The sequence below is a fragment of the Geodermatophilus siccatus genome (genome assembly GCF_900103785.1).
Classification (GTDB): domain Bacteria; phylum Actinomycetota; class Actinomycetes; order Mycobacteriales; family Geodermatophilaceae; genus Geodermatophilus; species Geodermatophilus siccatus.
The window spans coordinates 138,740-161,537 of sequence record NZ_FNHE01000005.1 but is presented as its reverse complement, the minus strand read 5'-3'; the positions used below and the strand labels follow the sequence as shown (position 1 = coordinate 161,537).

Sequence of the window (22,798 nt, the reverse complement as noted above, 5' to 3'; positions counted from 1 at the left end):
GGTGCTCGGCGTCAACGCCCGCGCGGCGGTGGGCCGGTTCTGGGCACCGGTCGTGGCCCGGCTGGCCCGGGCCGGGGTCACCCCGGACACGGTCACGCTCGTCGGCACGCTCGGGGCGATCGCGGGCGCGGTCGGGCTGATCGCGACCGGACACCTGTTCTGGGGCGCGTTCACCGTCACCGTCTTCGTGCTGCTCGACATGCTCGACGGCGCGCTCGCGCGGGCCCGTGGCGGCGGCTCGGTGTTCGGCGCGGTGCTGGACTCCACCGGCGACCGCGCGGCCGACGCCGCGATCTTCGGCGCGCTGGTCTGGTGGTTCTCCGGGGCCGGCGACAACCGGCTCATCGTGCTGCTGGCGCTGCTGTGCCTGGTGCTCGGCGTGCTCACCTCCTACGTCAAGGCCCGCGCCGAGGGCATGGGGCTGACCTGCGACGTCGGGGTCGTGGAGCGCACCGAGCGGCTGATCCTCGTGCTGGTGGGCACCGGCTTCCTGGGCCTGGGCATCCCGTACGCGCTGCACGTGGCCCTGTGGGTGCTGACCGTGGGCAGCGCGGTCACCGTGGCGCAGCGGTTCGCCGAGGTCCACCGCCAGGCCCGCGGCCGGGCCCTGCCGACCCCGCCGCCGTCCGCGCCGCCCACCCTGCCGTCGACCCCACCCTCCCGGCCGTGACCGACGCGCCCGGGGCGGACGCCGCGACGGCGGGGTCGACGGGGACGGGGCCGCAGACGGCGGCCGGGCTCCGGCTGGTCCCCGGCCGGGCGGGGCTGCGCGCCCGGGCCACGGCGCAGCTGACCGACCTCGGCCACGCCGCCGGCTGGCGCGCGGTCCGGGCGCTGCCCGAGCCGGTGGCGCGCGGCGCCTTCGACGCCGCCGGCCGATGGGCCGCCGCGCGAGGGGGCCGCGGGGTGCGCCAGCTGCGCGCCAACCTCCGCGTCGCGACCGGCGGCCGGCTCGACGAGGCCGCGCTGGACGAGCTGACCACGCGGGGGATGCGCTCCTACGCCCGCTACTGGCAGGAGGCGTTCCGGCTGCCGCGGCTGTCCCGGGAGCGGATCGTGGCCGACACCGTGAGCTCCGGCGTCGAGCACATGGAGCGGGCCCGGGCCGACGGCCGCGGCGTGGTCTTCGCTCTGCCGCACAGCGGCAACTGGGACGCCGCCGGCGTGTGGCTGGTGGACTTCCTGGACGGCCCCTTCATGACGGTGGCCGAGCGGCTGCGACCGGAGTCGCTCTACCGGCGGTTCCTGGCGTTCCGCGAGACCCTGGGCATGCGGGTGGTGCCGCTCACCGGGGGGCCGCGGCCGAGCTCGGCGGTGCTGCGCGAGTGGCTGGACGGCGGCGGCTGGGTGTGTCTGCTGGTCGACCGCGACCTGGGCGCCGGCGGCGTGCCGGTGGAGTTCTTCGGCCGCCGCGCGACCATGCCCGGTGGGCCCGCGCTGCTGGCGGCCCGGACCGGCGCCGCCCTGCACCCCGCGATCTGCCGGTTCACCGACCGCGGCTGGGCCTTCGAGGTCCGGCCCGAGGTGCCGGTCGACGGGCCCGGCCGGCTCCGCGACCGGGTCCCCGCCGCGATGCAGGGCGTGGCCGACGCGTTCACCGCCGGCCTCGCCGAGCGCCCCGAGGACTGGCACGTGCTCGGCCGGATCTGGGACGACGTCCCGCCCGACCCGCCGGCGGGACGTGCTCCGGCGAGCTCGCCGAGCCGGACCGAGGTGGAGAGCCCCTGATGCGCATCGGGCTGGTCTGCCCCTACCAGTGGGACGTCCCCGGCGGGGTGCAGTACCACGTGCGCGACCTGGCCGAGACGCTGCGCGGGCTGGGCCACCACGTCGAGGTGCTCGCTCCTGCCGAGCGCGAGGAGTCGCTGCCCGACGAGTACGCGACGTGGGCCGGGCGCGCCGTGCCCATCCCGTACAACGGCTCGATGGCCAGCGTGCAGTTCGGCCCGGTCAGCGCCACCCGGGTGCGCCGCTGGCTGCGCGAGGGCCACTTCGACGTCGTCCACGTGCACGACCCCGCGCCGCCGTCGGTGGGCCTGCTGGTCTGCATGATGGCCGAGGGCCCGATCGTGGCCACCTTCCACGCCGCCACGGTCCGGTCGAGGATGCTGGCCGCCTGGGGCCCGGTCGTCCGGCCGTGGCTGGAGAAGATCTCCGGGCGGATCGCGGTGTCGGACTTCGCCCGCCGCGTGCAGGTCGAGCACCTCGGCGGCGACGCGGTGATCATCCCCAACGGCGTGCACGTCCGCGCGTTCGCCGAGGGGCCCCCGCTGCCGGGCCACACCCGCGGCGTCGACGGGCCGACCATCGGCTTCCTGGGCCGCTACGACGAGCCGCGCAAGGGCCTGCCGGTCCTGCTGGAGGCCATGCGCACCGTCGTCCGCCGGCACCCCGGCGCCCAGCTGCTCATCGCCGGCCGCGGCGACCCCGACGCCGTCCGGGACCTGCTCGGTGAGGACCTCGCACCGCACGTCTCGCTGCTCGGCGAGCTCACCGAGGCGGAGAAGGGGGCGTTCCTGCGGTCGGTCGACGTGTACTGCGCGCCGAACCTGCTGGGGGAGTCCTTCGGCATCGTGCTCATCGAGGCGCTGGCGGCCGGGGCACCGGTCGTCGCCAGTGACCTGGACGCCTTCGCCGCGGTGCTCGAGGACGGCGCCGCCGGTGTCCTGGTGCGCCGCGGCGACGCCCGCGACCTCGCCCGCGCCCTCTCGGACCTGCTGGCCGACGCCGGGCGCCGGGCGCGGCTGTCCGGGACCGGCCGCCGGGTGGCCGCGGAGTACGACTGGTCGGTGGTGGCCCGCCGGGTGCTCGCCGTCTACGAGACCGTCGCGCTGCCCGGCAGCGGCGCGGTCACCGCGTCCGACGACGACCGGCTGGCCGACCTCGCGCGGTCCGCGGGGGACGCACCGGCTCGATCGGCCCTGCGGCGGTGGGTGCAGCGCTAGCCTGACCCGTCGTGACCCCCGACGTCTGGCTGCTGCTCGCCGTCGTCGTCGTCCTGCTGCTGGCCGCCTGGGTGGCGTGGACGCTGACCCGGCTGCGCCGGCTGGAGGCCCGGGTCGACCGGGCCTGGACGGCCCTGGACTGCCAGCTCACGCGGCGTGCCGCCCTGGCCGCCGAGCTCGCCTGCCACCACGCGGGCGCGGTGGGGGAGGAGCGGGCCGCCCGGCTGGCGGCGTGCGTCCGCGAGGTCCGCGCGCCCCGGACCGGCGACCGCGAGCTCGCGGAGAACGCCCTGGGCCGCGAGCTGCGCGAGCTGCCCGCCGACCTGCCCGGCGTGCCGGCCGCGCTGCGGGCTGACCTGGACGCGACGGCGACCCGGCTGGGGCTGGCCCGGCGCTTCTACAACGACGCCGTCCGCGACACCGCCGCGCTGCGCACCCGCCGGCTGCCCAGCCTGCTGCGGCTGCACGCCTCCCGGCCCCTGCCGCGGTTCTTCGACATCGAGGACGACCTGCGCGAGGTCACCGGCAGCGCCGCCGGGGGCGGCCGCGCGCGCCCGTAGCATCGAGGGCCCCTCCCGACGTCCGAGACCGAGGCAGTTCCGTGGCAGAGCACAGCACGACCGTTCCCGGCACCACCGGCACCGGCACCACCGGCACCGAGGCCGTCAAGCGCGGCATGGCCGAGCAGCTGAAGGGCGGCGTCATCATGGACGTCGTCACCCCCGAGCAGGCCCGGATCGCCGAGGACGCCGGCGCGGTCGCCGTCATGGCCCTCGAGCGGGTGCCCGCCGACATCCGCGCCCAGGGCGGCATCGCGCGGATGAGCGACCCGGACATGGTCCAGGGCATCGTCGACGCGGTCTCCATCCCGGTCATGGCCAAGGCCCGCATCGGCCACTTCGTCGAGGCGCAGGTGCTGCAGAGCCTCGGGGTCGACTACATCGACGAGTCCGAGGTGCTCACCCCGGCCGACGAGGCGCACCACATCGCCAAGAGCGGGTTCACCGTGCCGTTCGTCTGCGGCGCCACCGACCTGGGCGAGGCGCTGCGGCGGATCGCCGAGGGCGCGGCCATGATCCGCTCCAAGGGCGAGGCCGGCACCGGCAACGTGGTCGAGGCCGTGCGGCACATGCGGGCCATCCGCGCCGGCATCCGGCGGCTGGGCACCCTCGACGCGACCGAGCTGTTCGTCGCCGCCAAGGAGCTGCGGGCCCCGTACGACCTGGTCGCCGAGGTGGCCCGGCTGGGCAAGCTGCCGGTCGTGCTCTTCACCGCGGGCGGCATCGCCACCCCGGCGGACGCCGCGATGATGATGCAGCTGGGCGCCGAGGGCGTCTTCGTCGGCTCGGGCATCTTCAAGTCCGGCGACCCGGCGCAGCGGGCCGCGGCCATCGTGCAGGCGACCACCTTCCACGACGACCCCGATGTGATCGCCAAGGTCTCGCGCGGGCTCGGCGAGCCGATGGTGGGCATCAATGTCGCCACGCTGCCGGAGAGCGAGCGGTACGCCACCCGCGGCTGGTGACCCCATGACGGCGCAGCGGGACGACGTCGAGGGCGCCCGCGCCATCGCCGTCCCGGCGCGGGAGACCGCGTCGGGACGGCGGATCGGCGGCGTCGACGTCGCCCGCGGGCTCGCCGTCCTCGGCATGTTCGGCGCCCACCTGGGCGCGACCGGCGAGCTGAGCTGGGACCCGGCCACCTGGCGGGCGGTGGTCGACGGCCGCTCGTCGATCCTGTTCGCCACGCTGGCCGGCGTCTCCATCGCGCTGATCTCCGGCGGCCGCACGCCGGCCACCGGGCAGGAGCTCGCCCGGGTCCGCACCCGCGTCCTGGTCCGCGCCGCCTGGGTGTTCGCGATCGGCGGCGTCCTGGAGCTGCTCGACACCTTCGTGGCGATCATCCTGGGCGTCTACGCGGTGCTCTTCGTCCTCGCGCTGCCCTTCCTGCGCTGGCCGCCCGCGCGCCTGCTGTTCGCGGCCGGCGTCGTCGCCCTGGCCGCGCCGCCGCTCACCCTCGCGGTCGGGCAGTACGCCACCGGGCTGGACGAGGAGGGTGACGCCTTCACGTTCCTGCTGTTCACCGGCTACTACCCGGCGGCGGTCTGGCTGGCCTTCGTGCTGGTCGGGCTCGCGGTCGGCCGGTCGGACCTGGGGGCGCCCCGGGTCCGCGCCGCTCTGGTCGCCGGCGGGACCGGCGCCGCGGTGCTGGGCTACCTCGGCGGCTGGATGAGCACCCGGCAGCTCGCGCCGGGGCAGGACCTGGACGGGATCGAGGCCGGCTTCGGCGCCTCGGGCCCGTGGGACCCGGCCTGGTTCGCCGGCGCCCAGCCGCACACGTCGACGACGTTCGAGGTGGTCGGCTCCGGCGGGGTCGCGGTCGCCGTCATCGGGGTGTGCCTGGTGGTCGCCGACCTGCTGCCGCGGCTGGCGTACCCGCTGGCCTCGGTGGGTGCGCTGGCGCTGTCGGTCTACACCGCGCAGATCGCGGCCATCTGGCTGCTGGAGGCCGACTCCTCCGACGACTGGGGCCTGTGGGCGCGGTTCACCCTCACCGCCCTGGTGCTGGCGTCGGCGTGGCGGTGGCCGCTGGGCCGCGGCCCGCTGGAGCGGCTGCTGACCTGGAGCTCGCGGCGGGCGGCCGGGCCCTGAGCCGGGGTCCGTAGCCTGGTCCCTCGTGTCGAGGAAGCCCGTCGTCGGTGTGCTGGCCCTGCAGGGAGACGTCCGGGAGCACCTCGCGACGCTGTCCGCCCTCGGTGCCGAGGCGGTGACCGTCCGCCGTCCCGAGGAACTGGCGGCGGTCGACGCGCTCGTCGTCCCCGGCGGGGAGTCGACGACCATGGCGAAGCTCGCCGCCCGGTTCGGCCTGCTGGAGCCGCTGCGCGCGGCGGTGGCCGGCGGGCGGCCGGTCTACGGCTCCTGCGCCGGCATGATCATGCTGGCCGACCGGCTGCTGGACGCCCCGGCCGACCAGGTCACGATCGGCGGGCTGGACGTGACCGTGCGGCGCAACGCCTTCGGCCGGCAGGTCGACTCGTTCGAGTCGCAGGTCGAGATCGAGGGCGTGGCCGGCGGCCCGGTGCGCGCCGTCTTCATCCGGGCACCGTGGGTGGAGGAGGCGGGCGAGGGTGTGCAGGTCCTCGGCCGGGTCGTCGGCGGAGCCGCCGACGGTAGGATCGTCGCGGTCCGCCAGGGGAACCTGGTGGCCACCAGCTTCCACCCCGAACTGACCGGGGACCGCCGGGTGCACGCGCTGTTCGTCGACATCGTCCGACGCCACCTGGCCGAGAGGGCCGGCGTTGCCGGCGAGGAGAAGGGACAGCCGTCGTGAACGAGCCTGCGAGTCCACCAATGGTCACCGTCGGCCGGCCGCGAACGCGGCTGACGAGCGTCAGCGAGGAGGACTCGTGAGCGGCCACTCCAAGTGGGCGACGACCAAGCACAAGAAGGCCGGGATCGACGCCAAGCGCGGCAAGCTGTTCGCCAAGCTGATCAAGAACATCGAGGTCGCGGCTCGCACGGGCGGCGGTGACCCGGCCGGCAACCCGACGCTGTTCGACGCCATCCAGAAGGCGAAGAAGAGCTCGGTGCCCAACGACAACATCGACCGCGCGGTGAAGCGCGGCGCCGGTCTCGAGGCCGGCGGCGTCGACTACCAGACGATCACCTACGAGGGCTACGCGGCCGGTGGGGTCGCCGTCCTCGTCGAGTGCCTGACCGACAACAAGAACCGGTCGGCCATGGAGGTCCGCACGGCGATGACCCGCAACGGCGGGTCGATGGCCGACCCCGGCTCGGTCTCCTACCTGTTCTCCCGCAAGGGGGTCATCGTGGTGCCGAAGTCCGACACCGTCGACGAGGACACCGTGCTCATGGCCGTGCTCGACGCCGGGGCCGAGGAGGTGCGCGACCAGGGCGACGGCTTCGAGGTCGTCTGCGAGCCGACCGACCTGGTCGCGGTGCGCACCGCCCTGCAGGACGCCGGCATCGACTACGACTCCGCCGACGTCGGCTTCGTGCCCAGCGTCTCGGTCGAGCTCGACGAGGAGGCCGCGGGCAAGGTCTTCCGGCTCATCGACGCGCTCGAGGACTGCGACGACGTGCAGAACGTCTTCGCCAACTACGACGTGTCCGACGAGGTGCTCGAGAGGATCTAGGTGGAGGACCACCCTCCCCCCACGCCTCGCGAGCTCGGCGCGGGCCCCTGGAGGGTGGCCGTTCCACCACCTCGCGTGGCGTGTCGCGCCCGGCTGTCGTCCGGGGCGGTTAGCGTGGGTCGAACACCAGTTCGGCTGACGTCAGGAGGCGCCTCCATGCGGGTGCTCGGCATCGACCCGGGCCTCACCCGGTGTGGGTGGGGGGTGGTCGACGGGCGTCCCGGCGCGCGGCCGACGGCCGTCGGCGTGGGGGTCGTGCGCACCGCCGCGGAGCTCGACCTGGAGCTGCGGCTGCTGGAGCTGCACACCGCCGTCACCGCGCTGCTGCGGGAGCACCGGCCCGACGTCGTGGCGATCGAGCGGGTCTTCACCCAGAACAACAAGGGCACCGCCACGGGGACGGCGCAGGCCGCGGGCGTGGCCGCGCTGGCCGCGGCGCAGGCAGACCGGCCGGTCGCCTGGCACACGCCCAGCGAGGTCAAGGCCGCCATCTCCGGCAGCGGCCGCGCGGACAAGGAGCAGGTCACCCTGATGGTCACCCGGGTGCTGGGGCTGGCGTCCCCGCCCAAGCCGGCCGACGCCGCCGACGCGCTGGCCCTGGCCGTGTGCCACGCGTGGCGCGGCCCGGCGCAGCAGCGACTGAAGGTGGCCGCGCTGGCCGGCGGCATCGGCGCGCCGGTCGTGCAGCGGACGCTGCCGCGCTGGCAGGGGGTGTCGCGGTGATCACACTGCTGACCGGCGTGCCCGTCCAGGGCCGCGTGCCGATCCTGGCGGGAGCGCGACGGTGATCGCGAGCGTGAGCGGCCGGGTCGCCGCGGTGTCGCCGGACGGCGCGGTCGTCGAGGTCGGCGGCATCGGCCTGGCCGTGCAGTGCACGCCGGGCACCATCGCGCGGCTGCAGGTGGGGGAGAGCGCCCGGCTGGCGACCAGCTTGGTGGTGCGGGAGGACTCGCTCACCCTCTACGGCTTCGCCGACGACGACGAGCGCCAGCTGTTCGAGCTGCTGCAGACGGCCAACGGCGTGGGCCCGCGGCTGGCCCAGGCCGTCCTCGCCATCCACCCGCCGCGCGAGGTGCGCCGCGCGGTGTCGATGGCCGACGTCAAGGCGCTCACGCAGGTGCCGGGCATCGGCAAGAAGGGCGCCGAGCGGCTCATCCTCGAGCTGCGCGACCGGCTGGGCACGACCTCGGTCGACACCCGGCTGGACGACGCGGCCGCGCCCGCGGGCCTGCCCGCCGTCACCCCGGTCGCCCCGTGGCGTGACCAGCTGGCCTCGGCCCTGGTCGGGCTGGGCTGGAGCGGCAAGGAGGCCGACGCGGCGATCGTCCAGCTCGCCCCGCTGGCCGACGAGCAGGTCGCCGCGACCGGCTCGGTGGAGGTCGCCGTCCTGCTGCGCCAGGCGCTGCGGCTGCTGGGCCGGGCATGAGCGGCCCGTTCGACCGTGGGCTGTCCGCGGAGCCGGCGGAGGGCCAGTCCCGCGACTTCTCGGTGTCGGCGGGTGCCGGCGACGAGGAGCGGGTCGTCGAGTCGGCGCTGCGCCCGCACTCGCTGGCCGACTTCATCGGCCAGCCCAAGGTGGCCCGCCAGCTGGAGCTGGTCCTCGAGGGCGCCAAGCGGCGCGGCCGCCCGCCGGACCACGTACTGCTCTCCGGCCCGCCCGGGCTGGGCAAGACCAGCCTCGCGCTGATCATCGGCTCCGAGCTGGGGACGTCGGTGAAGATCACCAGCGGCCCGGCGATCGAGCGCTCCGGCGACCTGGCCGCGATGCTGTCCAACCTGGCGCCCGGCGACGTGCTCTTCATCGACGAGATCCACCGGATCGCCCGTCCGGCCGAGGAGCTCCTCTACATGGCGATGGAGGACTTCCGGGTCGACGTCGTCGTCGGCAAGGGGCCGGGGGCCACCGCCATCCCGCTGGAGATCAACCCGTTCACGCTGGTCGGCGCGACCACGCGCGCCGGCCTGCTCACCGGGCCGCTGCGCGACCGCTTCGGCTTCGTCGGCCAGATGGAGTTCTACGAGCCGGCCGAGCTCGAGCGGGTGCTGGCCCGCAGCGCCGCGCTGCTGGGCGTCGAGCTCACCGCCGACGGATCGGCCGAGATCGCCGGCCGGTCCCGGGGCACGCCCCGCATCGCCAACCGGCTGCTGCGCCGGGTCCGCGACTACGCCGAGGTGCGCGCCGACGGCCGGGTCACCCGGGCGGTCGCCGAGGCGGCGCTGGCCCTCTACGACGTCGACCACTTGGGCCTCGACCGGCTCGACCGTGCGGTCCTGGAGGCACTGGTCACCAAGTTCGGCGGCGGCCCGGTGGGCGTCGCCACGCTCGCGGTGGCCGTGGGGGAGGAGCCGCACACCGTGGAGGAGGTGTGTGAGCCGTTCCTCGTCCGCGCCGGCCTGCTGGCCCGCACGCCCCGCGGCCGGGTGGCCACCGAGGCGGCCTGGCAGCACCTCGGCCAGCCGCTGCCGCGCGGCGGCGTCCCCCTCGGCCGGGTCACAGCCGACCCACAGGCCCCGGGTTCGTCGTCAGAGACCCTGTTCGACGCCTAGACTGCGGAGCGCTGGCGCGCAACTCGTCCGGCGTCGCCGCGCGCGTCCTGCACGGTCGCCCGGATGCCCCGCGCCGCAGCCGACGCACCCGAGCGGTCCCGTCCCGGGCCGCACCCACCGCGGCCGGTACGCCGCGGTAGAGAGGCACATCTGTCGTGGAGTTGTTCCCGCTCGTCATCCTCGTGCTGGCCTTCGTGCTGCTCATCGTCGTCCCGGCGCGGCAGCGCAAGAAGATCCAGGAGCAGCAGCGGGCGCTGCAGGAGTCGCTGGTCCCGGGCACGCCGGTCATGACGACGGCCGGCCTGCACGGCACCGTCGTCGCCCTCGGTGAGGGCACCGTCGACCTGGAGATCGCCCCCGGCGTGGTCGTGACCTTCGCCCGGCAGGCGGTCCTCGAGGTCCGCAAGCCCGCGGTGGCCGACCCGGCCACCGACGGCACGGTCCTGCCGGGGGACGACGCGGACGGCGGCCCGGCCGACCGCACCCGCTGACCCGGAGCCTCCTCGTGGCCCAACGCACACTCCCCGCGCGCCGGTACTTCGGCGCCTTCCTGCTCGTCGTCGCCGTCCTGTACGGCCTCGTCTTCCTCACCGGCGACACCCGCACGCCGCAGCTCGGCCTCGACCTGCGCGGCGGGACGACGGTGACCCTGACCGCGGCCACACCCGACGGCCAGGCCCCCGACCCCACCGAGCTCGAGCTGGCCCGCCAGATCATCGAGCAGCGGGTGAACGGCCTCGGCGTCGCGGAGGCCGAGGTGGTGACCGAGGGCGACTCGAACATCGTCATCTCCGTCCCGGGGGACGACGGCGAGCAGGCGCGCGAGCTGGGCCAGACCGCGCAGTTGCGCTTCCGCCCGGTGATCCAGGGCCCCGAGCCGGCCGCCCCGGCCGCCGAGGAGACCCCGGCCGCCGAGGAGACCCCGGCCGCCGGGGAGTCCCCGGCCGCCGGGGAGTCCGCGGCACCCGGCGACCCCGCCGCGCCGACGGACCCGGCCGCGCCCACCGACCCGGCCGCGCCCACGGACTCCGCCGCGCCGAGCGAGCCGGCCACCCCGACCGATCCCGCCGCGCCCTCCGACGACGCCGTCGCCGACCCCTCGCTGCCCCAGCCCGGCGCCCCGCCGGTCACGCAGGAGCAGGCCGCGGCCGAGTACGCCGCGCTGACCTGCGACCCGGAGGACACCACCCCCGAGGTGGACCTGCCGGAGAGCTTCGTCGCCGCGTGCACCGAGGACGGGTCGGCCAAGTACCTGCTCGGCCCGGCGATCATCGAGGGCACGCAGGTCTCCGACGCCAGCGCCGGCACCCAGCAGGCCACCGGCGAGTGGGTCGTGCTGCTGGACTTCGAGACCGACGCCGAGCAGACCTGGGCGCAGTACACCGCGGCCAACGTCGGCTCCAACGTCGCCTTCACCCTCGACGGGCGGGTCATCTCCGCCCCGACCATCCAGGGTGCGATCACCAGCAACCCGACCACGATCACCGGCTCCTTCGACCAGGAGAGCGCCGAGGAGCTGGCCAACCAGCTGCGCTACGGCGCGCTGCCGCTGACCTTCACCCAGGCGACCGCGCAGTCCATCTCCACCGAGCTGGGCGCCGAGCAGCTGCAGGCCGGCCTGATCGCCGGCGCCATCGGCATCGCGCTGGTGTTCGTCTACGCGCTGCTCTACTACCGGCTGCTCGGCCTGGTCATGATCGCCAGCCTGGTGCTGTCGGCGGTGGTCGTCTACGCCGTCCTGGTGGTCCTGGGCCGGCAGATCGGCTTCACGCTCAGCCTGGCCGGCATCGCCGGGTTCATCGTGTCGCTGGGCATCACCGCGGACTCGTTCGTCGTCTACTTCGAACGCCTCAAGGACGAGATCCGCGAGGGCCGCACGCTGCGCTCGGCGGTCCCGCGGGCCTGGGTCCGCGCCCGGCGCACGATCCTCTCGGCCGACGCGGTCAGCTTCCTCGCCGCGGCGATCCTCTACGTGCTGGCGATCGGCGACGTGAAAGGCTTCGCGTTCACCCTGGGCATGTCGACGGTGCTCGACCTGGTCGTCGTCTTCCTCTTCACCCACCCGCTGATGGCGGTGCTGGCCCGCTACCGCGTGTTCGGCAGCAGCCGCTTCTCCGGCCTGGGCCGCAGCCTCGACCGCCCGCGCGCGGCTCCGGGACGTCGTCCCGCCGCCGAGCGGGAGCTCGTCGCCGCCGGCACCGGCCGCACCGCGCAGGACAGGAGCCACGCATGACCGGCCGCGATCCCCGACCGGCCGCCGACGAGCTGCCGGTGGGCACCGACGCCGACGAGGCAGCGGCAGCCGACACCGCGACCGCCGACGCCGCCGCGGCCGCCGACGAGACCGCGCTGGACGAGGCCGGCCTGCCCCGCGAGGGCGGGACCGGCGGGCGTCCGCCGCGCCGTGGCTCGCTGGCGCACCGGCTCTACAACGGCGAGGCCGGGCTGGACGTCGTCGGCCGCAGCCGGCTGATCTACCTGGTCACCGCGGTCGTGGTGGTGCTGTGCATCGCCGTGGTGGGCATCAAGGGCTTCAACTTCGGCATCGACTTCGCCGGCGGCAACAGCTTCCGGCTGCCGGGCTCCAGCGAGCAGCTCGCCGAGGTGCAGGAGGCCGCGGAGGACGCCGGTGCCGAGGTGGCCTCCGCGCAGGTGGTCGGCGGCAACACGCTGCTGCTGCGCACCGGCGCGCTGGACAACGACACCGAGCGCGCGGTCGTGGACGCCGTCGCCGGGGCGGCCGGCGTGCAGCCGAACCAGGTCAGCCCCGAGGCGGTGAGCGCCGAGTGGGGGCAGGACATCACCAACCAGGCGCTCGTCGCGCTGGTGGTGTTCCTGGTCGCCGTCATGGCCTTCCTGGCGCTGCGGTTCCAGCCGAAGATGGCGGTCGGCGCGATCGCGGCCCTGCTGCACGACGTCGTGGTCACCGCCGGTGTCTACGCGCTGGTCGGCTTCGAGGTCACCCCCTCGACGGTGATCGGGTTCCTCACCATCCTGGGCTTCTCGCTCTACGACACCGTCGTGGTCTTCGACAAGGTCGACGAGAACGTGCGCGACCTGGACAGGTCGGCGCGGATGACCTGGGGCGAGGCGGCCAACCTGGCGGTCAACCAGACGCTGATGCGCTCGATCAACACCTCGGTGATCGCGCTGCTGCCGGTGGCCGGCCTGCTGTTCGTGGGCGCCGGGCTGCTCGGCGTCGGGACGCTCAAGGACCTCGCGCTGGTGCTGTTCGTCGGCCTGGCCGCGGGCGCCTACTCGTCGATCTTCCTGGCCACGCCGATCGTCGCCGACCTCAAGGAGCGCGAGCCGGAGGTGCAGGCGCTGCGCCGCCGGGTGCTGGCCCGTCGCGCCTCCCAGGCCCGCCAGGGCGGCGCTCGCGCGACCGCGGCCGGCCCGGTGGCCAGCGCCCGCCGCGCGGGCGGCACCGCCCGCCGGGCGTCCGGGGTCGCCCTCGCCGAGCGCGAGGAGGACCTGGGACCGGTGCAGGCCGACGTGGTGGTCGAGTCGCCGGAGTCGGTGCGTCCGGACACGGGGCGGACGGCGCCCCCCGCCCGCAGCGGGGCGACCGCCGCGCCGCGGCCCGGCGCCCGGCCCGAGCAGCCCGGCAACCGCCGAGCCGGCGGGCGGAAGCGCCGGTGAGCGCCGGCGCTGCGGCGGACAGCACCCCGCTGGACGAGCTGATCGCCTCGCACGCCGTCGAGATCCCGGACTTCCCCCAGCCGGGGGTCGTCTTCCGCGACCTGACGCCGGTCTTCGCCGACGGGCCGGCCTTCCGCCGGATGGTCGAGGGGCTGGCCGCGCCGTCCCTCGTGGACCCGCGTGCCGCCGCCCTGGCCACGCCGGGCCGCGGCGACCCCGGTTACGACGTCGTCGTCGGCGTCGAGGCGCGCGGCTTCCTGCTCGCCGCCGCGGTGGCGCTGGAGGCCGGCGTCGGCGTGGTGCCGGTCCGCAAGGCCGGCAAGCTGCCGCGCGAGCGGCTCTCGGCGGACTACACCCTCGAGTACGGCACCGCGACCCTCGAGGTGCACACGGACTCCCTCACGCCGGGGCAGCGGGTCCTCCTGGTCGACGACGTCCTGGCCACCGGCGGCACCCTGGGCGCCAGCATCCAGCTGGTCGAGGCGCTCGGCGGGGTCGTCGTGGCGGTCTCGGTGGTCATCGAGCTGGCCGAGCTGGCGGGCCGGCAGCGGCTGGCCCCGCACGCCGTCCACGCCCTCTGGACCACCTGAGAGCCAGACGACTCCCCAGGTGGGGTCGCGAGCGGGTCCTCCACGTCTAGCATGGGGAGGGTCACCCGACCGACCTCTGGGCAGGAGTCGCCATGGGCCCCGACGCCGCCACCAACGTGGCTGCCACGCGGGCCGACGCGCCGGTCCTGCCGGCCGGTGACGCGGCGCCGGCGCTGCCGGCCGGGAGCGGGACGACCGACAACGGTGACCGGTCGCCGCTGCCGAGCCGACCGGTGGTCCGCCGCCCGGACGACGTGGGCACCGAGCCCCCCGGCGAGCACGACACCCACGCGGGCGCGCCGCGGCGCCGGGTCCGCGACCGGCTGGCCCGCCGCATCGTCGCCGGCCAGCGCAGCGGGCTGGTCCGCCCGGTGCTCGAGCCGCTCGCCGCGCTGCACCGGCAGAGCCACCCCAAGGCCGACCTGGCGCTGCTGCAGCGGGCCTACGACGTCGCCGAGGCCGCGCACGCCACGCAGAAGCGCAAGAGCGGTGACCCCTACATCACCCACCCGCTGGCCGTGGCCACGATCCTGGCCGGGCTCGGCATGGACACCACGACGCTGGTCGCCGCGCTGCTGCACGACACGGTCGAGGACACCGGGCAGACGCTGGAGTCGATCACCGAGGCGTTCGGCCCGGAGGTGGCCCACCTCGTCGACGGCGTCACCAAGATCGACCGGGTCAAGCTCGGCGACGCCGCCCAGGCCGAGACGATCCGCAAGATGATCGTGGCGATGGCCCGCGACCCCCGGGTGCTGGTCATCAAGCTCGCCGACCGGCTGCACAACATGCGCACGCTGCGCTTCCTCCCGCCGGAGAAGCAGGAGAAGAAGGCGCGCGAGACGCTGGAGATCCTCGCCCCGCTGGCCCACCGGCTGGGCATGAACACCATCAAGTGGGAGCTCGAGGACCTCGCCTTCGCGACCCTCTACCCGAAGCGCTACGACGAGATCGTGCGGCTGGTCGCCGAGCGGGCGCCGTCCCGCGACACCTACCTGGCCGAGGTCACCGCCGCCGTCACCGACCAGCTCAGGGCCGCGGGCATCCAGGCCGTCGTCACCGGCCGGCCCAAGCACTACTACTCGATCTACCAGAAGATGATCGTCCGCGGCCGCGACTTCACCGACATCTGGGACCTGGTGGGGATCCGGATCCTGGTCGACTCGGTGCGCGACTGCTACGCGGCGCTGGGCATCATGCACGCGCACTGGCAGCCGGTGCCCGGCCGGTTCAAGGACTTCGTCGCGATGCCGAAGTTCAACATGTACCAGTCGCTGCACACGACGGTCATCGGGCCGCAGGGCAAGCCGGTCGAGCTGCAGATCCGCACGCACGACATGCACCGCACCGCCGAGTACGGCATCGCCGCGCACTGGAAGTACAAGGAGAAGGCGAAGTCCGGCGGCCGACCGGGGCCGGGCGAGGGCCGGGGCGCCAAGACCGGGTCGCCCGACGACATGCTGTGGCTGCGCCAGCTGCTGGACTGGCAGCGGGAGGCGCAGGAGCCCGGCGAGTTCCTGGAGACGCTGCGGTACGACCTCGGCCCGCAGGAGGTCTTCGTCTTCACGCCCAAGGGCGACGTGGTCAGCCTGCCGGGCAACGCCACCCCGGTGGACTTCGCCTACGCGGTGCACACCGAGGTCGGCCACCGCTGCATCGGCGCCCGGGTCAACGGCACGCTGGTGTCCCTCGACAGCAAGCTCAACAACGGCGACGTCGTCGAGATCTTCACCTCCAAGTCGCCCGCCGCCGGCCCCTCGCAGGACTGGTTGGCCTTCGTCGGCTCCTCCCGCGCCCGCACCAAGATCCGGCAGTGGTTCACCAAGGAGCGCCGCGAGGACGCCGTCGAGGCGGGCAAGGAGGCCCTGACCCGGGCGATGCGCAAGGCGGGCCTGCCGCTGCAGCGGCTGCTCGGCGGGGACGCGCTCGGCACCCTGGCCAAGGACCTCCGCTACGCCGACGTCACCGCGCTCTACGCCGCGGTGGGCGAGCACCAGATCTCCGCGTCGTCGATCGTCGAGAAGCTCATCGCCGCGCTCGGGGGCACCGAGGGCGCGATCGAGGACATCGCCGAGACCACCATCCCGATGCGCCGCCCGGTGCACCGCCGCGCCTCCGGCGGCGACCCGGGCATCGTCGTCCACGGCATGACCGACGTGTGGGCCAAGCTCGCCAAGTGCTGCACCCCGGTGCCCGGTGACGACGTCCTCGGCTTCGTGACCCGCGGCGGCGGGGTGAGCGTGCACCGCACCGACTGCACCAACGCCGCCGACCTGCAGCGCAAGCCCGAACGTCTGGTCGAGGTCGAGTGGGCCTCCCAGCCCGGGTCGGTGTTCCTGGTGGCCATCCAGGTCGAGGCGCTCGACCGGCACCGCCTGCTCTCCGACGTCACCAAGGCGCTGGCCGACGAGCGGGTGAACATCCTGTCGGCGTCGGTGCAGACCAGCCGCGACCGCGTCGCCATCAGCCGGTTCACCTTCGAGCTGGCCGACCCGGCGCACCTGGGTGCGGTGCTGCAGACCGTGCGCAATGTGGAGGGCGTCTTCGACGTGGAGCGCATCACGGCGTGACGGAGGGCTCCGCCCTCCGCAGGCTCAGGGCGGGGCCCGGGACGGGGCCGGGCGAGGATGCCCGGGTGACCGACCCCGTGGCCGCTGCCCGCGGCCTCGCCGCGGACCTGCTCGCGCCGGAGGCCGCCGCGGTCGAGGCCGCCGGCTCCGTGCCGCGCACGCACCTCGACCGGCTCGCCGACGCCGGGTTCCACGGACTGACCGGACCGGCGGAGGCCGGGGGAGCGGACGCCGACCCGGCCACGGTGGCGGCGGTCGTCGAGGAGCTGGCCGCCGGTGACCTGGCGACGACGTTCGTGTGGCTGCAGCACCTGGGCGTGGTCGGCCGGCTGAGGAGCGCCGGGCCGCCGGAGCTGCGCGCGGCCTTCCTCGCCGACCTCTGCGCCGGCCGGCGGCGGGCCGGCATCGCGCTGCAGGCGGCGCTGCGGCCGGGCCCGCCGGCGATCCGCGCCCGGCGGGACGGCGCGGAGCTGGTGCTCGACGGCGCCGTCCCGTGGGTGACCGGCTGGGGGCTGGTCGACCTGGTGCTCGTGGCCGCGCGGGACGGCGACGACGTCCTGTTCGTGCTGGCCGACGCGCGGGACGGCCCGACGCTGACCGCCACCCCGCAGCCGATGGTCGCCGTGGCCGCCAGCCGCACCGTCGAGCTGCGGCTCACCGGGCACCGCGTCCCCGCCGGCCGGCTCCTGCACACCGCGCCGCTGGCCGACCTGCTCGCCGGGGACGCCGCGGGGCTGCGGCTCAACGGCTCGCTGGCACTCGGCCTGGCGCTGCGCTGCACCCGGCTGGTCGGCCCGTCCCCGCTGGACGACGAGCTGGCCGCCGTCCGCACCGGGCTGGACACCGCCGGGCCGGCCGGGCTGCCGGGCGCGCGAGCCGCCGCGGCGGCGTTCGCGCACCGTGCTTCCGGAGCGCTGGTGGCCGCCACCGGCAGCTCCGCCGTCCGCACCGGCTCGGTCGCCGAGCGGACGGCGCGGGAGGCGGCGTTCCTGCTGGTGTTCGGCTCGCGCCCGGCGATCAGGGCGGAGCTGCTGGTCCGGCTGGGCGCGGCGGGGGGCTGACGCCCCTCAGCCCGCCAGCCGGGTGGCGGTCACCGCGTACAGCGGGTCGCCGACGCCCGGGGGCGTGCGGAGCTCGACGCGCGGCTCGTCGAACAGACCGGTCCGGCGGACCAGCTCGGCGACCACCCGGCCGTGCTGGTGGTCGTCCGTGGCCAGCCAGCCGCGGACGGCCTTGGTGGGGAAGCAGCGGTTGGAGAAGGTGACCGCCAGCGGCCCGCCGGGGCGCAGCACGCGCCCGGCCTCGGCGAGCACCTCGATCGGCCGGGTGAGGTAGTCGATCGACACGCAGCAGACGACGGCGTCGACGTCGGCGTCGGGCAGCGGCACCCGCGGGTCGGCGTTGAGGTCGTGCACCAGCCGCTGCGTGGCCGCCGGGTTGGCCGCCAGCTCCGCGGCGTTCATGCCGAGCACCACCAGCTCCGCCGGCGGGGTGCGGAAGTGCGACACCCACGAGGACATGAGGTCCAGCACCCGCCGGGGGGCGGGCGCGGAGCCGTCGACGCCGAGCTCGGCGTAGAGCTCGCCCACCGCGGCGATCGCGGCGTCGTCGATGTGCGTGACCAGCCGCGGCGGGGCGTAGAAGACGGCGTCGTCCCGCTCGTCGGCGCGCTCGAAGAAGCCCGGCGGGAAGCCCGCGTAGGGGTCGGGCGCGGCCGGGCCCGTCACGCGACGGTGACCGACTCGATGGTCACCGGCACGGTCGGCGCGCCGCCGCCGGGGCTGGGGTCCAGCGAGCCGTCGTTGCCGTTGGCCGCCACCAGGTCGAGCACGGCCAGGCCGGCCTCGTCGACGGTGCCCACGACGGTGTAGACCGGCGGCAGCCGGCTGTCACCCCACACGAGGAAGAACTGGCTGCCGTCGACGCCCTGGCCGCTGTTCACCATGGCGATGGTGCCGCGCGGGTAGGTCTCCTCGCCGGTGACCTCGGTGGGCGAGGTGTAGGTCGGCCCGCCGACGCCGGTGCCGGTCGGGTCGCCGCACTGCAGCATCCTGACCACGTCGTTGTCGACCTCACGGTGGCACGCAGTGCCGGTGAAGAACCCGGTGCCGGCCAGGTGCACGAGGCTGGCGGCCGCGCAGGGCGCGGTCCCGTGGTCGACGGTGAGCACGAGGTCGCCCAGGTTCGTCGTGACCTGCAGGTCCGTGGTCCCGTCCGCCGGGACCACCTCGTCCGGCGGGTCCACCTCGATGAGGTAGGGGTTCGTCGAGTCGGCGTCCGCGAACTCGCAGGTCGTCGTGACTCCCGTCGGCGTGGTGGCGCCGACGCTCGGGTCCCTGGTCGGGCCAGTGCTCCCGGTCGCTCCCGTGACCGTGCCGGAGCACCCGGCCACCGCGATGAGGATCGCGGGCAGTCCCGCCGCGACCCGGAGCCGGGACGTCACGAGACGACGGTCATCGTCTCGATCGTCACCGGAGTGCTCGGCGCGCCGTCACCCTCGGGGCCGACGCCCGCGATGCCGCCGGCGGCGATCTCGTCGAGCACGGCCAGTCCCGCCTCGTCGACCGTGCCCACGACGGTGTACTCCGGCGGCAGCTGGGTGTCGACGAAGCAGAGGAAGAACTGGCTGCCCGTGGTGTTCGGCGCAGCGGTCTTGGCCATGGCGATCGTGCCCCGCGGGTAGGTCGTCTCCGGCGTGACCTCCTCGGCGTACTTGTAGCTGGGGCCGCCGGAGCCCGAGCCGGTCGGGTCACCGCACTGCAGCACCCCGAAGCCGGGCTGGTTGACCAGTCGGTGGCAGGGGCTGCCGTCGAAGAAGGACCGCTGTGCCAGATAGGTGAAGCTCGCCGCGGCGCAGGGCGCCTCGGCACGGTCCAGGGTGAGCGTGAGGTCGCCCTGGTCGGTGCTCATCAGCAGCGTGCTGGTGCCCTGGGTCGGCGTCGCCTCGGGGTTCGGCGGCGTCCCGACGTCCTGCAGGTCCGGGTTGCCCGACTCGTCGGGGGCGTAGGTGCACGAGACGGTGCCGTCGGGGTTCGTCGTGGCCGCCGCGGCGCTGCTGGGGGCGGGGGGCGCCGCGGCCGCGGGATCGGTGTCGTCCCCGCCGGTGCCGGTGAGCAGCAGGACGACCCCGACGACGAGCACCACCGCGGCGGCGGTCACCCCGATCAGCACGTTGCGGCGACGCTTCCTGGCCAGCTCGGCGCGGCGTTCCAACTGGCGCTGCAGGCGCCGCTGGGCGGCCTCCCGCCGCTGCTTGTTGCTCGGCACGGGTGGTACTCCTCGAGACGGACGGCTGCGGGGGGACGTCCTGGTGCGCCCGCGCCCCGCTGGTCGAAGCCCCGAGTCTAGGTGTCGAGCCTGGCCGTTCCCTGACAGCGGGAAGGTCCGGAGCGCCGCGCGGGCCCCGCGTAACCTGCACGGGTGCTCATCCGCTCGTTCCCGGCCGGCGCGTTCGGCACCAACTGCTACGCGGTCGCCTCCGGGCCCCGGCAGGAGTGCGTGGTGGTCGACCCCGGCATGGACGCCGTCGAGCCCCTCGCCCGGATGCTCGCCGACGACGGCCTCAAGCCGGTCGCCGTCGTGCTGACCCACGGCCACCTCGACCACACCTTCTCCGTGCTCCCGGTCTGCGACGGCTACGACATCCCCGCCTACCTGCACCCGCGCGACTTCGGCATGCTGTCCGACCCCGCCCGCTGGCACGGCCCGCAGCTGGCCCCCCTGATCGCCGGCGTCCGGCTGCCCGACCCCAGCGACGTGAAGCCCCTGGACGACGGCGCGGTGCTGTCGCTGGCCGGCGTGGAGCTGACGGTGCGGCACGCGCCCGGACACACCCGGGGGTCGGTCGTCTTCTCCCTCGACCTCGGTGAGGCCCCCGGGCTGCTGGCCGGTGACGTGCTCTTCGCCGGCTCGGTGGGCCGGGTCGACCTGCCCGGCGGGTCGTGGGAGGACATGCTGCGTTCGCTGCAGGACGTCGTCCTGCCGCTGGACGACGAGACGGTGGTGCTGCCCGGGCACGGCCCGGCGACCACGATCGGCCGGGAGCGGGCGACGAACCCCTACCTGGCCCAGGCGGCGAGCGCACCGAAGGGCCGGGGGCTGTGAGCGGGCTGACCGCCCCGAAGGGCACCTTCGACGTCCTGCCGCCGGAGTCCGAGCGCTTCCTCGCCGTCCGCGAGACGCTGACCGCGCCGCTGCGCCGGGCCGGGTACGGCTACGTCGAGACGCCGGTGTTCGAGGAGACCGCCGTCTTCTCCCGCGGGGTGGGTGAGTCCACCGACGTCGTGACCAAGGAGATGTACACCTTCGACGACCGCGGCGGCCGCTCGCTGACCCTGCGCCCGGAGCTCACCGCCGGGCTGATGCGGGCCTTCATCGAGCACCGGCTGCACACCGGCGCGCTGCCGGTGAAGCTGTGGACGGTCGGCTCGGCGTTCCGCTACGAGCGCCCGCAGGCCGGCCGCTACCGGCACTTCACCCAGGTCGACATGGAGGCACTGGGCGTCGACGACCCGGCGCTGGACGCCGAGGTGGTGGCGCTGGGCGTGCAGGGCTTCCGCGACCTCGGGCTGACCGACTTCGAGCTGCTGCTGACCTCGCTGGGCGACTCGACCTGCCGGCCGCAGTACCGCGAGCAGCTCGTCGCCTACCTGGACAAGCTCGACCTGGACGAGGAGACCCGGCGGCGCGCGGAGATCAACCCGCTGCGGGTGCTCGACGACAAGCGGCCCGAGGTGCAGGCGCAGCTGGACGAGGCGCCGCTGATGGTCGACCACCTCTCGGACTCGACCAGGGCGCACTACGACGCCGTCCGCCAGCACCTGACCGACCTCGGCGTGACCTGGACCGAGGCGCCGCGGCTGGTGCGCGGGCTGGACTACTACACGAAGACGACGTTCGAGTTCGTGCACCACGGCCTGGGCGCGCAGTCGGCGATCGGCGGCGGCGGGCGCTACGACGGGCTCTCGGCGGCCCTCGGCGGCCCCGACGTCTCCGGCATCGGTTACGCCGTCGGCGTCGACCGGACGCTGCTGGCGGTGCAGGCCGAGGGCCTCGACGTCGGCGTGGCGACCGGCGTGCAGGCCTTCGTCGTCCCGCTGGGCGAGGAGGCCAAGCGGCTGGCGGTGCGCCTGGTCGGGCAGCTGCGCCAGGCCGGCGTCTCGGCCGACACCGTGTACGGCGGGCGCGGGCTCAAGGGCGCGATGAAGGCCGCGGACCGGTCGGGCGCCTCGCACGTCGTCGTCATCGGCGAGCGCGACCTGGCCGAGGGCGTCGGCCAGCTGAAGGACATGCGCACCGGCGAGCAGCACCCCGTCCCGGTCGGCGAGCTGTTCGAGCGGGTGCGTGCGAGCGTGGAGGCATGAGCATGGAGCAGCGGCCGCTGGGCCGGACGGGAGCCGACGTCAGCGTCGTCGGCCTGGGCACGTGGCAGCTGGGCGGTGACTGGGGGGACGTCGACGACGACAGCGCGGCCGACGTCCTCGACGCCGCGCTCGACGCCGGGGTCACCCTGCTCGACACGGCCGACGTCTACGGCGACGGCCGCTCCGAGGAGCGCATCCGCCGGGCGCTGGTGGCCCGCTCCGAGCGGCCGTTCGTGGCGACCAAGGCCGGCCGCCGCGCCGACCCGTTCGAGGCCGCGCAGTACACGCCGGAGAACCTGCGGGCCTGGATCGACCGGTCCCGGCGCAACCTCGGCGTGGACACCCTGGACCTGGTGCAGCTGCACTGCCCGCCGACGGCGGTCTATTCCGACCAGCGGGTCTACGACGCGCTCGACTCGTTCGTCGAGGACGGCGCGATCGCCGCCTACGGCGTCTCGGTGGAGACCGTCGCCGAGGGCCTGACCGCGCTGCAGCACCCCGGGGTGCAGACCATCCAGGTCATCCTGAACGTCTTCCGGCGCAAGCCGCTCGAGGAGCTGCTGCCGGCCGCGGCGAAGGCCGGCGTCGGCATCCTGGCCCGGGTGCCGCTGGCCAGCGGGCTGCTGACCGGCAAGTACGACGAGTCGACGACCTTCCCGGCCGACGACCACCGGAACTTCAACCGGCACGGCGAGGCCTTCGACGTCGGCGAGACCTTCGCCGGCGTGCCGTTCGAGGTCGGGGTCGCCGCCGCCCGCGAGGTGGCCGCGATCGCCGGCGACGCCCCGACGGCGGCGTTCGCGCTGCGCTGGGTGATCGACCAGCCGGGCGTCACCACGGTCATCCCCGGCGCGCGGACCGTCGAGCAGGTCCGCGGCAACGTCGCCGCGGCCGACCTCCCGCCGCTCACCGACGCCCAGCTCTCCGACCTCGAGCGCGTCTACGACGAGCGCATCCGCGCGCACGTCCACGACCGCTGGTGAGC

At 75.2% G+C, this 22,798-nt stretch carries 23 protein-coding genes; 20 read left to right on the top strand and 3 right to left on the bottom strand.

Annotation, left to right across the window (positions count from 1 at the left end):
• Position 1: 1 nt before the first annotated feature.
• From pgsA to BLS21_RS11400, 17 genes are all read left to right on the top strand, one after another.
• Entirely contained in the window at positions 2-670 is a 669-nt protein-coding gene (pgsA, locus tag BLS21_RS11480) for a phosphatidylinositol phosphate synthase (RefSeq protein ID WP_091218043.1), read from the top strand.
• The gene (locus tag BLS21_RS11475) at positions 667-1,728 is read left to right on the top strand and encodes a phosphatidylinositol mannoside acyltransferase (protein ID WP_091218040.1); all 1,062 of its coding nucleotides are present in this window, start codon (positions 667-669) and stop codon (positions 1,726-1,728) included. The genes pgsA and BLS21_RS11475 overlap by 4 nt, the downstream gene beginning before the upstream one ends.
• On the top strand, positions 1,728-2,945 hold the full coding sequence (locus BLS21_RS11470) for a glycosyltransferase family 4 protein (protein WP_091218037.1): 1,218 nt from the start codon (positions 1,728-1,730) through the stop codon (positions 2,943-2,945). Before BLS21_RS11475 ends, BLS21_RS11470 begins: the two co-directional genes overlap by 1 nt.
• Positions 2,946-2,956: 11 nt before the next feature.
• Positions 2,957-3,505 carry a LemA family protein gene (locus BLS21_RS11465; protein WP_091218035.1) on the top strand — a complete coding sequence of 183 codons (549 nt, stop codon included), beginning with the start codon at positions 2,957-2,959 and terminating at the stop codon, positions 3,503-3,505.
• A gap of 41 nt (positions 3,506-3,546) precedes the next feature.
• Positions 3,547-4,470 carry a pyridoxal 5'-phosphate synthase lyase subunit PdxS gene (gene pdxS / locus BLS21_RS11460; RefSeq protein ID WP_091218032.1) on the top strand — a complete coding sequence of 308 codons (924 nt, stop codon included), beginning with the start codon at positions 3,547-3,549 and terminating at the stop codon, positions 4,468-4,470.
• A 4-nt stretch (positions 4,471-4,474) separates the two neighbouring features.
• The gene (locus BLS21_RS11455; RefSeq protein WP_091218027.1) at positions 4,475-5,596 is read left to right on the top strand and encodes a heparan-alpha-glucosaminide N-acetyltransferase domain-containing protein; all 1,122 of its coding nucleotides are present in this window, start codon (positions 4,475-4,477) and stop codon (positions 5,594-5,596) included.
• 25 nt (positions 5,597-5,621) lie between these two features.
• Positions 5,622-6,275, top strand: coding sequence for a pyridoxal 5'-phosphate synthase glutaminase subunit PdxT (pdxT, locus tag BLS21_RS11450; protein ID WP_091218025.1), 654 nt, complete (start codon positions 5,622-5,624; stop codon positions 6,273-6,275).
• Positions 6,276-6,351: 76 nt separating this feature from the next.
• On the top strand, positions 6,352-7,101 hold the full coding sequence (locus BLS21_RS11445; protein ID WP_091218022.1) for a YebC/PmpR family DNA-binding transcriptional regulator: 750 nt from the start codon (positions 6,352-6,354) through the stop codon (positions 7,099-7,101).
• A 156-nt stretch (positions 7,102-7,257) separates the two neighbouring features.
• Positions 7,258-7,824 carry a crossover junction endodeoxyribonuclease RuvC gene (ruvC, locus tag BLS21_RS11440; protein ID WP_091218019.1) on the top strand — a complete coding sequence of 189 codons (567 nt, stop codon included), beginning with the start codon at positions 7,258-7,260 and terminating at the stop codon, positions 7,822-7,824.
• A gap of 61 nt (positions 7,825-7,885) precedes the next feature.
• Positions 7,886-8,527, top strand: a complete 642-nt coding sequence (ruvA, locus tag BLS21_RS11435; protein ID WP_091218016.1) for a Holliday junction branch migration protein RuvA — start codon at positions 7,886-7,888, stop codon at positions 8,525-8,527.
• Positions 8,524-9,648, top strand: a complete 1,125-nt coding sequence (gene ruvB / locus BLS21_RS11430; protein ID WP_091218013.1) for a Holliday junction branch migration DNA helicase RuvB — start codon at positions 8,524-8,526, stop codon at positions 9,646-9,648. The genes ruvA and ruvB overlap by 4 nt, the downstream gene beginning before the upstream one ends.
• Positions 9,649-9,803: 155 nt before the next feature.
• Positions 9,804-10,139: a preprotein translocase subunit YajC gene (gene yajC, locus BLS21_RS11425; RefSeq protein ID WP_091218009.1), complete on the top strand. Its 336-nt coding sequence runs from the start codon at positions 9,804-9,806 to the stop codon at positions 10,137-10,139.
• A 14-nt stretch (positions 10,140-10,153) separates the two neighbouring features.
• On the top strand, positions 10,154-11,881 hold the full coding sequence (secD, locus tag BLS21_RS11420; RefSeq protein ID WP_091218006.1) for a protein translocase subunit SecD: 1,728 nt from the start codon (positions 10,154-10,156) through the stop codon (positions 11,879-11,881).
• Positions 11,878-13,290, top strand: coding sequence for a protein translocase subunit SecF (gene secF, locus BLS21_RS25135; protein ID WP_245700317.1), 1,413 nt, complete (start codon positions 11,878-11,880; stop codon positions 13,288-13,290). The genes secD and secF overlap by 4 nt, the downstream gene beginning before the upstream one ends.
• Complete coding sequence (locus BLS21_RS25555; protein WP_091218442.1) at positions 13,287-13,880, top strand: adenine phosphoribosyltransferase; 594 nt, start codon at positions 13,287-13,289, stop codon at positions 13,878-13,880. Before secF ends, BLS21_RS25555 begins: the two co-directional genes overlap by 4 nt.
• 92 nt (positions 13,881-13,972) lie before the next feature.
• Positions 13,973-16,450, top strand: a complete 2,478-nt coding sequence (locus BLS21_RS11405) for a RelA/SpoT family protein (RefSeq protein ID WP_091218003.1) — start codon at positions 13,973-13,975, stop codon at positions 16,448-16,450.
• Positions 16,451-16,515: 65 nt separating this feature from the next.
• Positions 16,516-17,511: an acyl-CoA dehydrogenase family protein gene (locus BLS21_RS11400; protein WP_091218000.1), complete on the top strand. Its 996-nt coding sequence runs from the start codon at positions 16,516-16,518 to the stop codon at positions 17,509-17,511.
• 6 nt (positions 17,512-17,517) lie between these two features.
• On the opposite strand, the gene BLS21_RS11395 is transcribed toward BLS21_RS11400, so the two are convergent.
• The 3 genes from BLS21_RS11395 to BLS21_RS11385 are packed head-to-tail and all read right to left on the bottom strand — an operon-like array spanning position 17,518 to position 19,717.
• Entirely contained in the window at positions 17,518-18,177 is a 660-nt protein-coding gene (locus BLS21_RS11395) for a class I SAM-dependent methyltransferase (protein WP_091217998.1), read from the bottom strand.
• On the bottom strand, positions 18,174-18,893 hold the full coding sequence (locus BLS21_RS11390; RefSeq protein WP_091217995.1) for a peptidylprolyl isomerase: 720 nt from the start codon (positions 18,891-18,893) through the stop codon (positions 18,174-18,176). Before BLS21_RS11390 ends, BLS21_RS11395 begins: the two co-directional genes overlap by 4 nt.
• The gene (locus BLS21_RS11385) at positions 18,890-19,717 is read right to left on the bottom strand and encodes a peptidylprolyl isomerase (protein ID WP_091217991.1); all 828 of its coding nucleotides are present in this window, start codon (positions 19,715-19,717) and stop codon (positions 18,890-18,892) included. Before BLS21_RS11385 ends, BLS21_RS11390 begins: the two co-directional genes overlap by 4 nt.
• Positions 19,718-19,870: 153 nt before the next feature.
• Between BLS21_RS11385 and BLS21_RS11380 the strand changes: the two genes are divergently transcribed.
• From BLS21_RS11380 to BLS21_RS11370, 3 genes are read left to right on the top strand one after another with little or no spacing between them, the layout of a single operon-like run.
• Complete coding sequence (locus BLS21_RS11380; RefSeq protein WP_091217988.1) at positions 19,871-20,554, top strand: MBL fold metallo-hydrolase; 684 nt, start codon at positions 19,871-19,873, stop codon at positions 20,552-20,554.
• A complete protein-coding gene (gene hisS / locus BLS21_RS11375; protein ID WP_091217985.1) occupies positions 20,551-21,813 on the top strand; it encodes a histidine--tRNA ligase in 1,263 nt (420 codons plus the stop codon). Before BLS21_RS11380 ends, hisS begins: the two co-directional genes overlap by 4 nt.
• On the top strand, positions 21,810-22,796 hold the full coding sequence (locus tag BLS21_RS11370) for an aldo/keto reductase (protein WP_245700315.1): 987 nt from the start codon (positions 21,810-21,812) through the stop codon (positions 22,794-22,796). Before hisS ends, BLS21_RS11370 begins: the two co-directional genes overlap by 4 nt.
• The last annotated feature ends 2 nt before the right edge of the window (positions 22,797-22,798 follow it).

Coding starts and splice junctions, on each gene's coding strand:
- BLS21_RS11470 (WP_091218037.1), top strand. CDS start 1,728: ATGCGCATCGGGCTGGTCTGCCCCTACCAGTGGGACGTCCCCGGCGGG.
- BLS21_RS11455 (WP_091218027.1), top strand. CDS start 4,475: ATGACGGCGCAGCGGGACGACGTCGAGGGCGCCCGCGCCATCGCCGTC.
- ruvC (WP_091218019.1), top strand. CDS start 7,258: ATGCGGGTGCTCGGCATCGACCCGGGCCTCACCCGGTGTGGGTGGGGG.
- ruvB (WP_091218013.1), top strand. CDS start 8,524: ATGAGCGGCCCGTTCGACCGTGGGCTGTCCGCGGAGCCGGCGGAGGGC.
- secF (WP_245700317.1), top strand. CDS start 11,878: ATGACCGGCCGCGATCCCCGACCGGCCGCCGACGAGCTGCCGGTGGGC.
- BLS21_RS11405 (WP_091218003.1), top strand. CDS start 13,973: ATGGGCCCCGACGCCGCCACCAACGTGGCTGCCACGCGGGCCGACGCG.
- BLS21_RS11370 (WP_245700315.1), top strand. CDS start 21,810: ATGAGCATGGAGCAGCGGCCGCTGGGCCGGACGGGAGCCGACGTCAGC.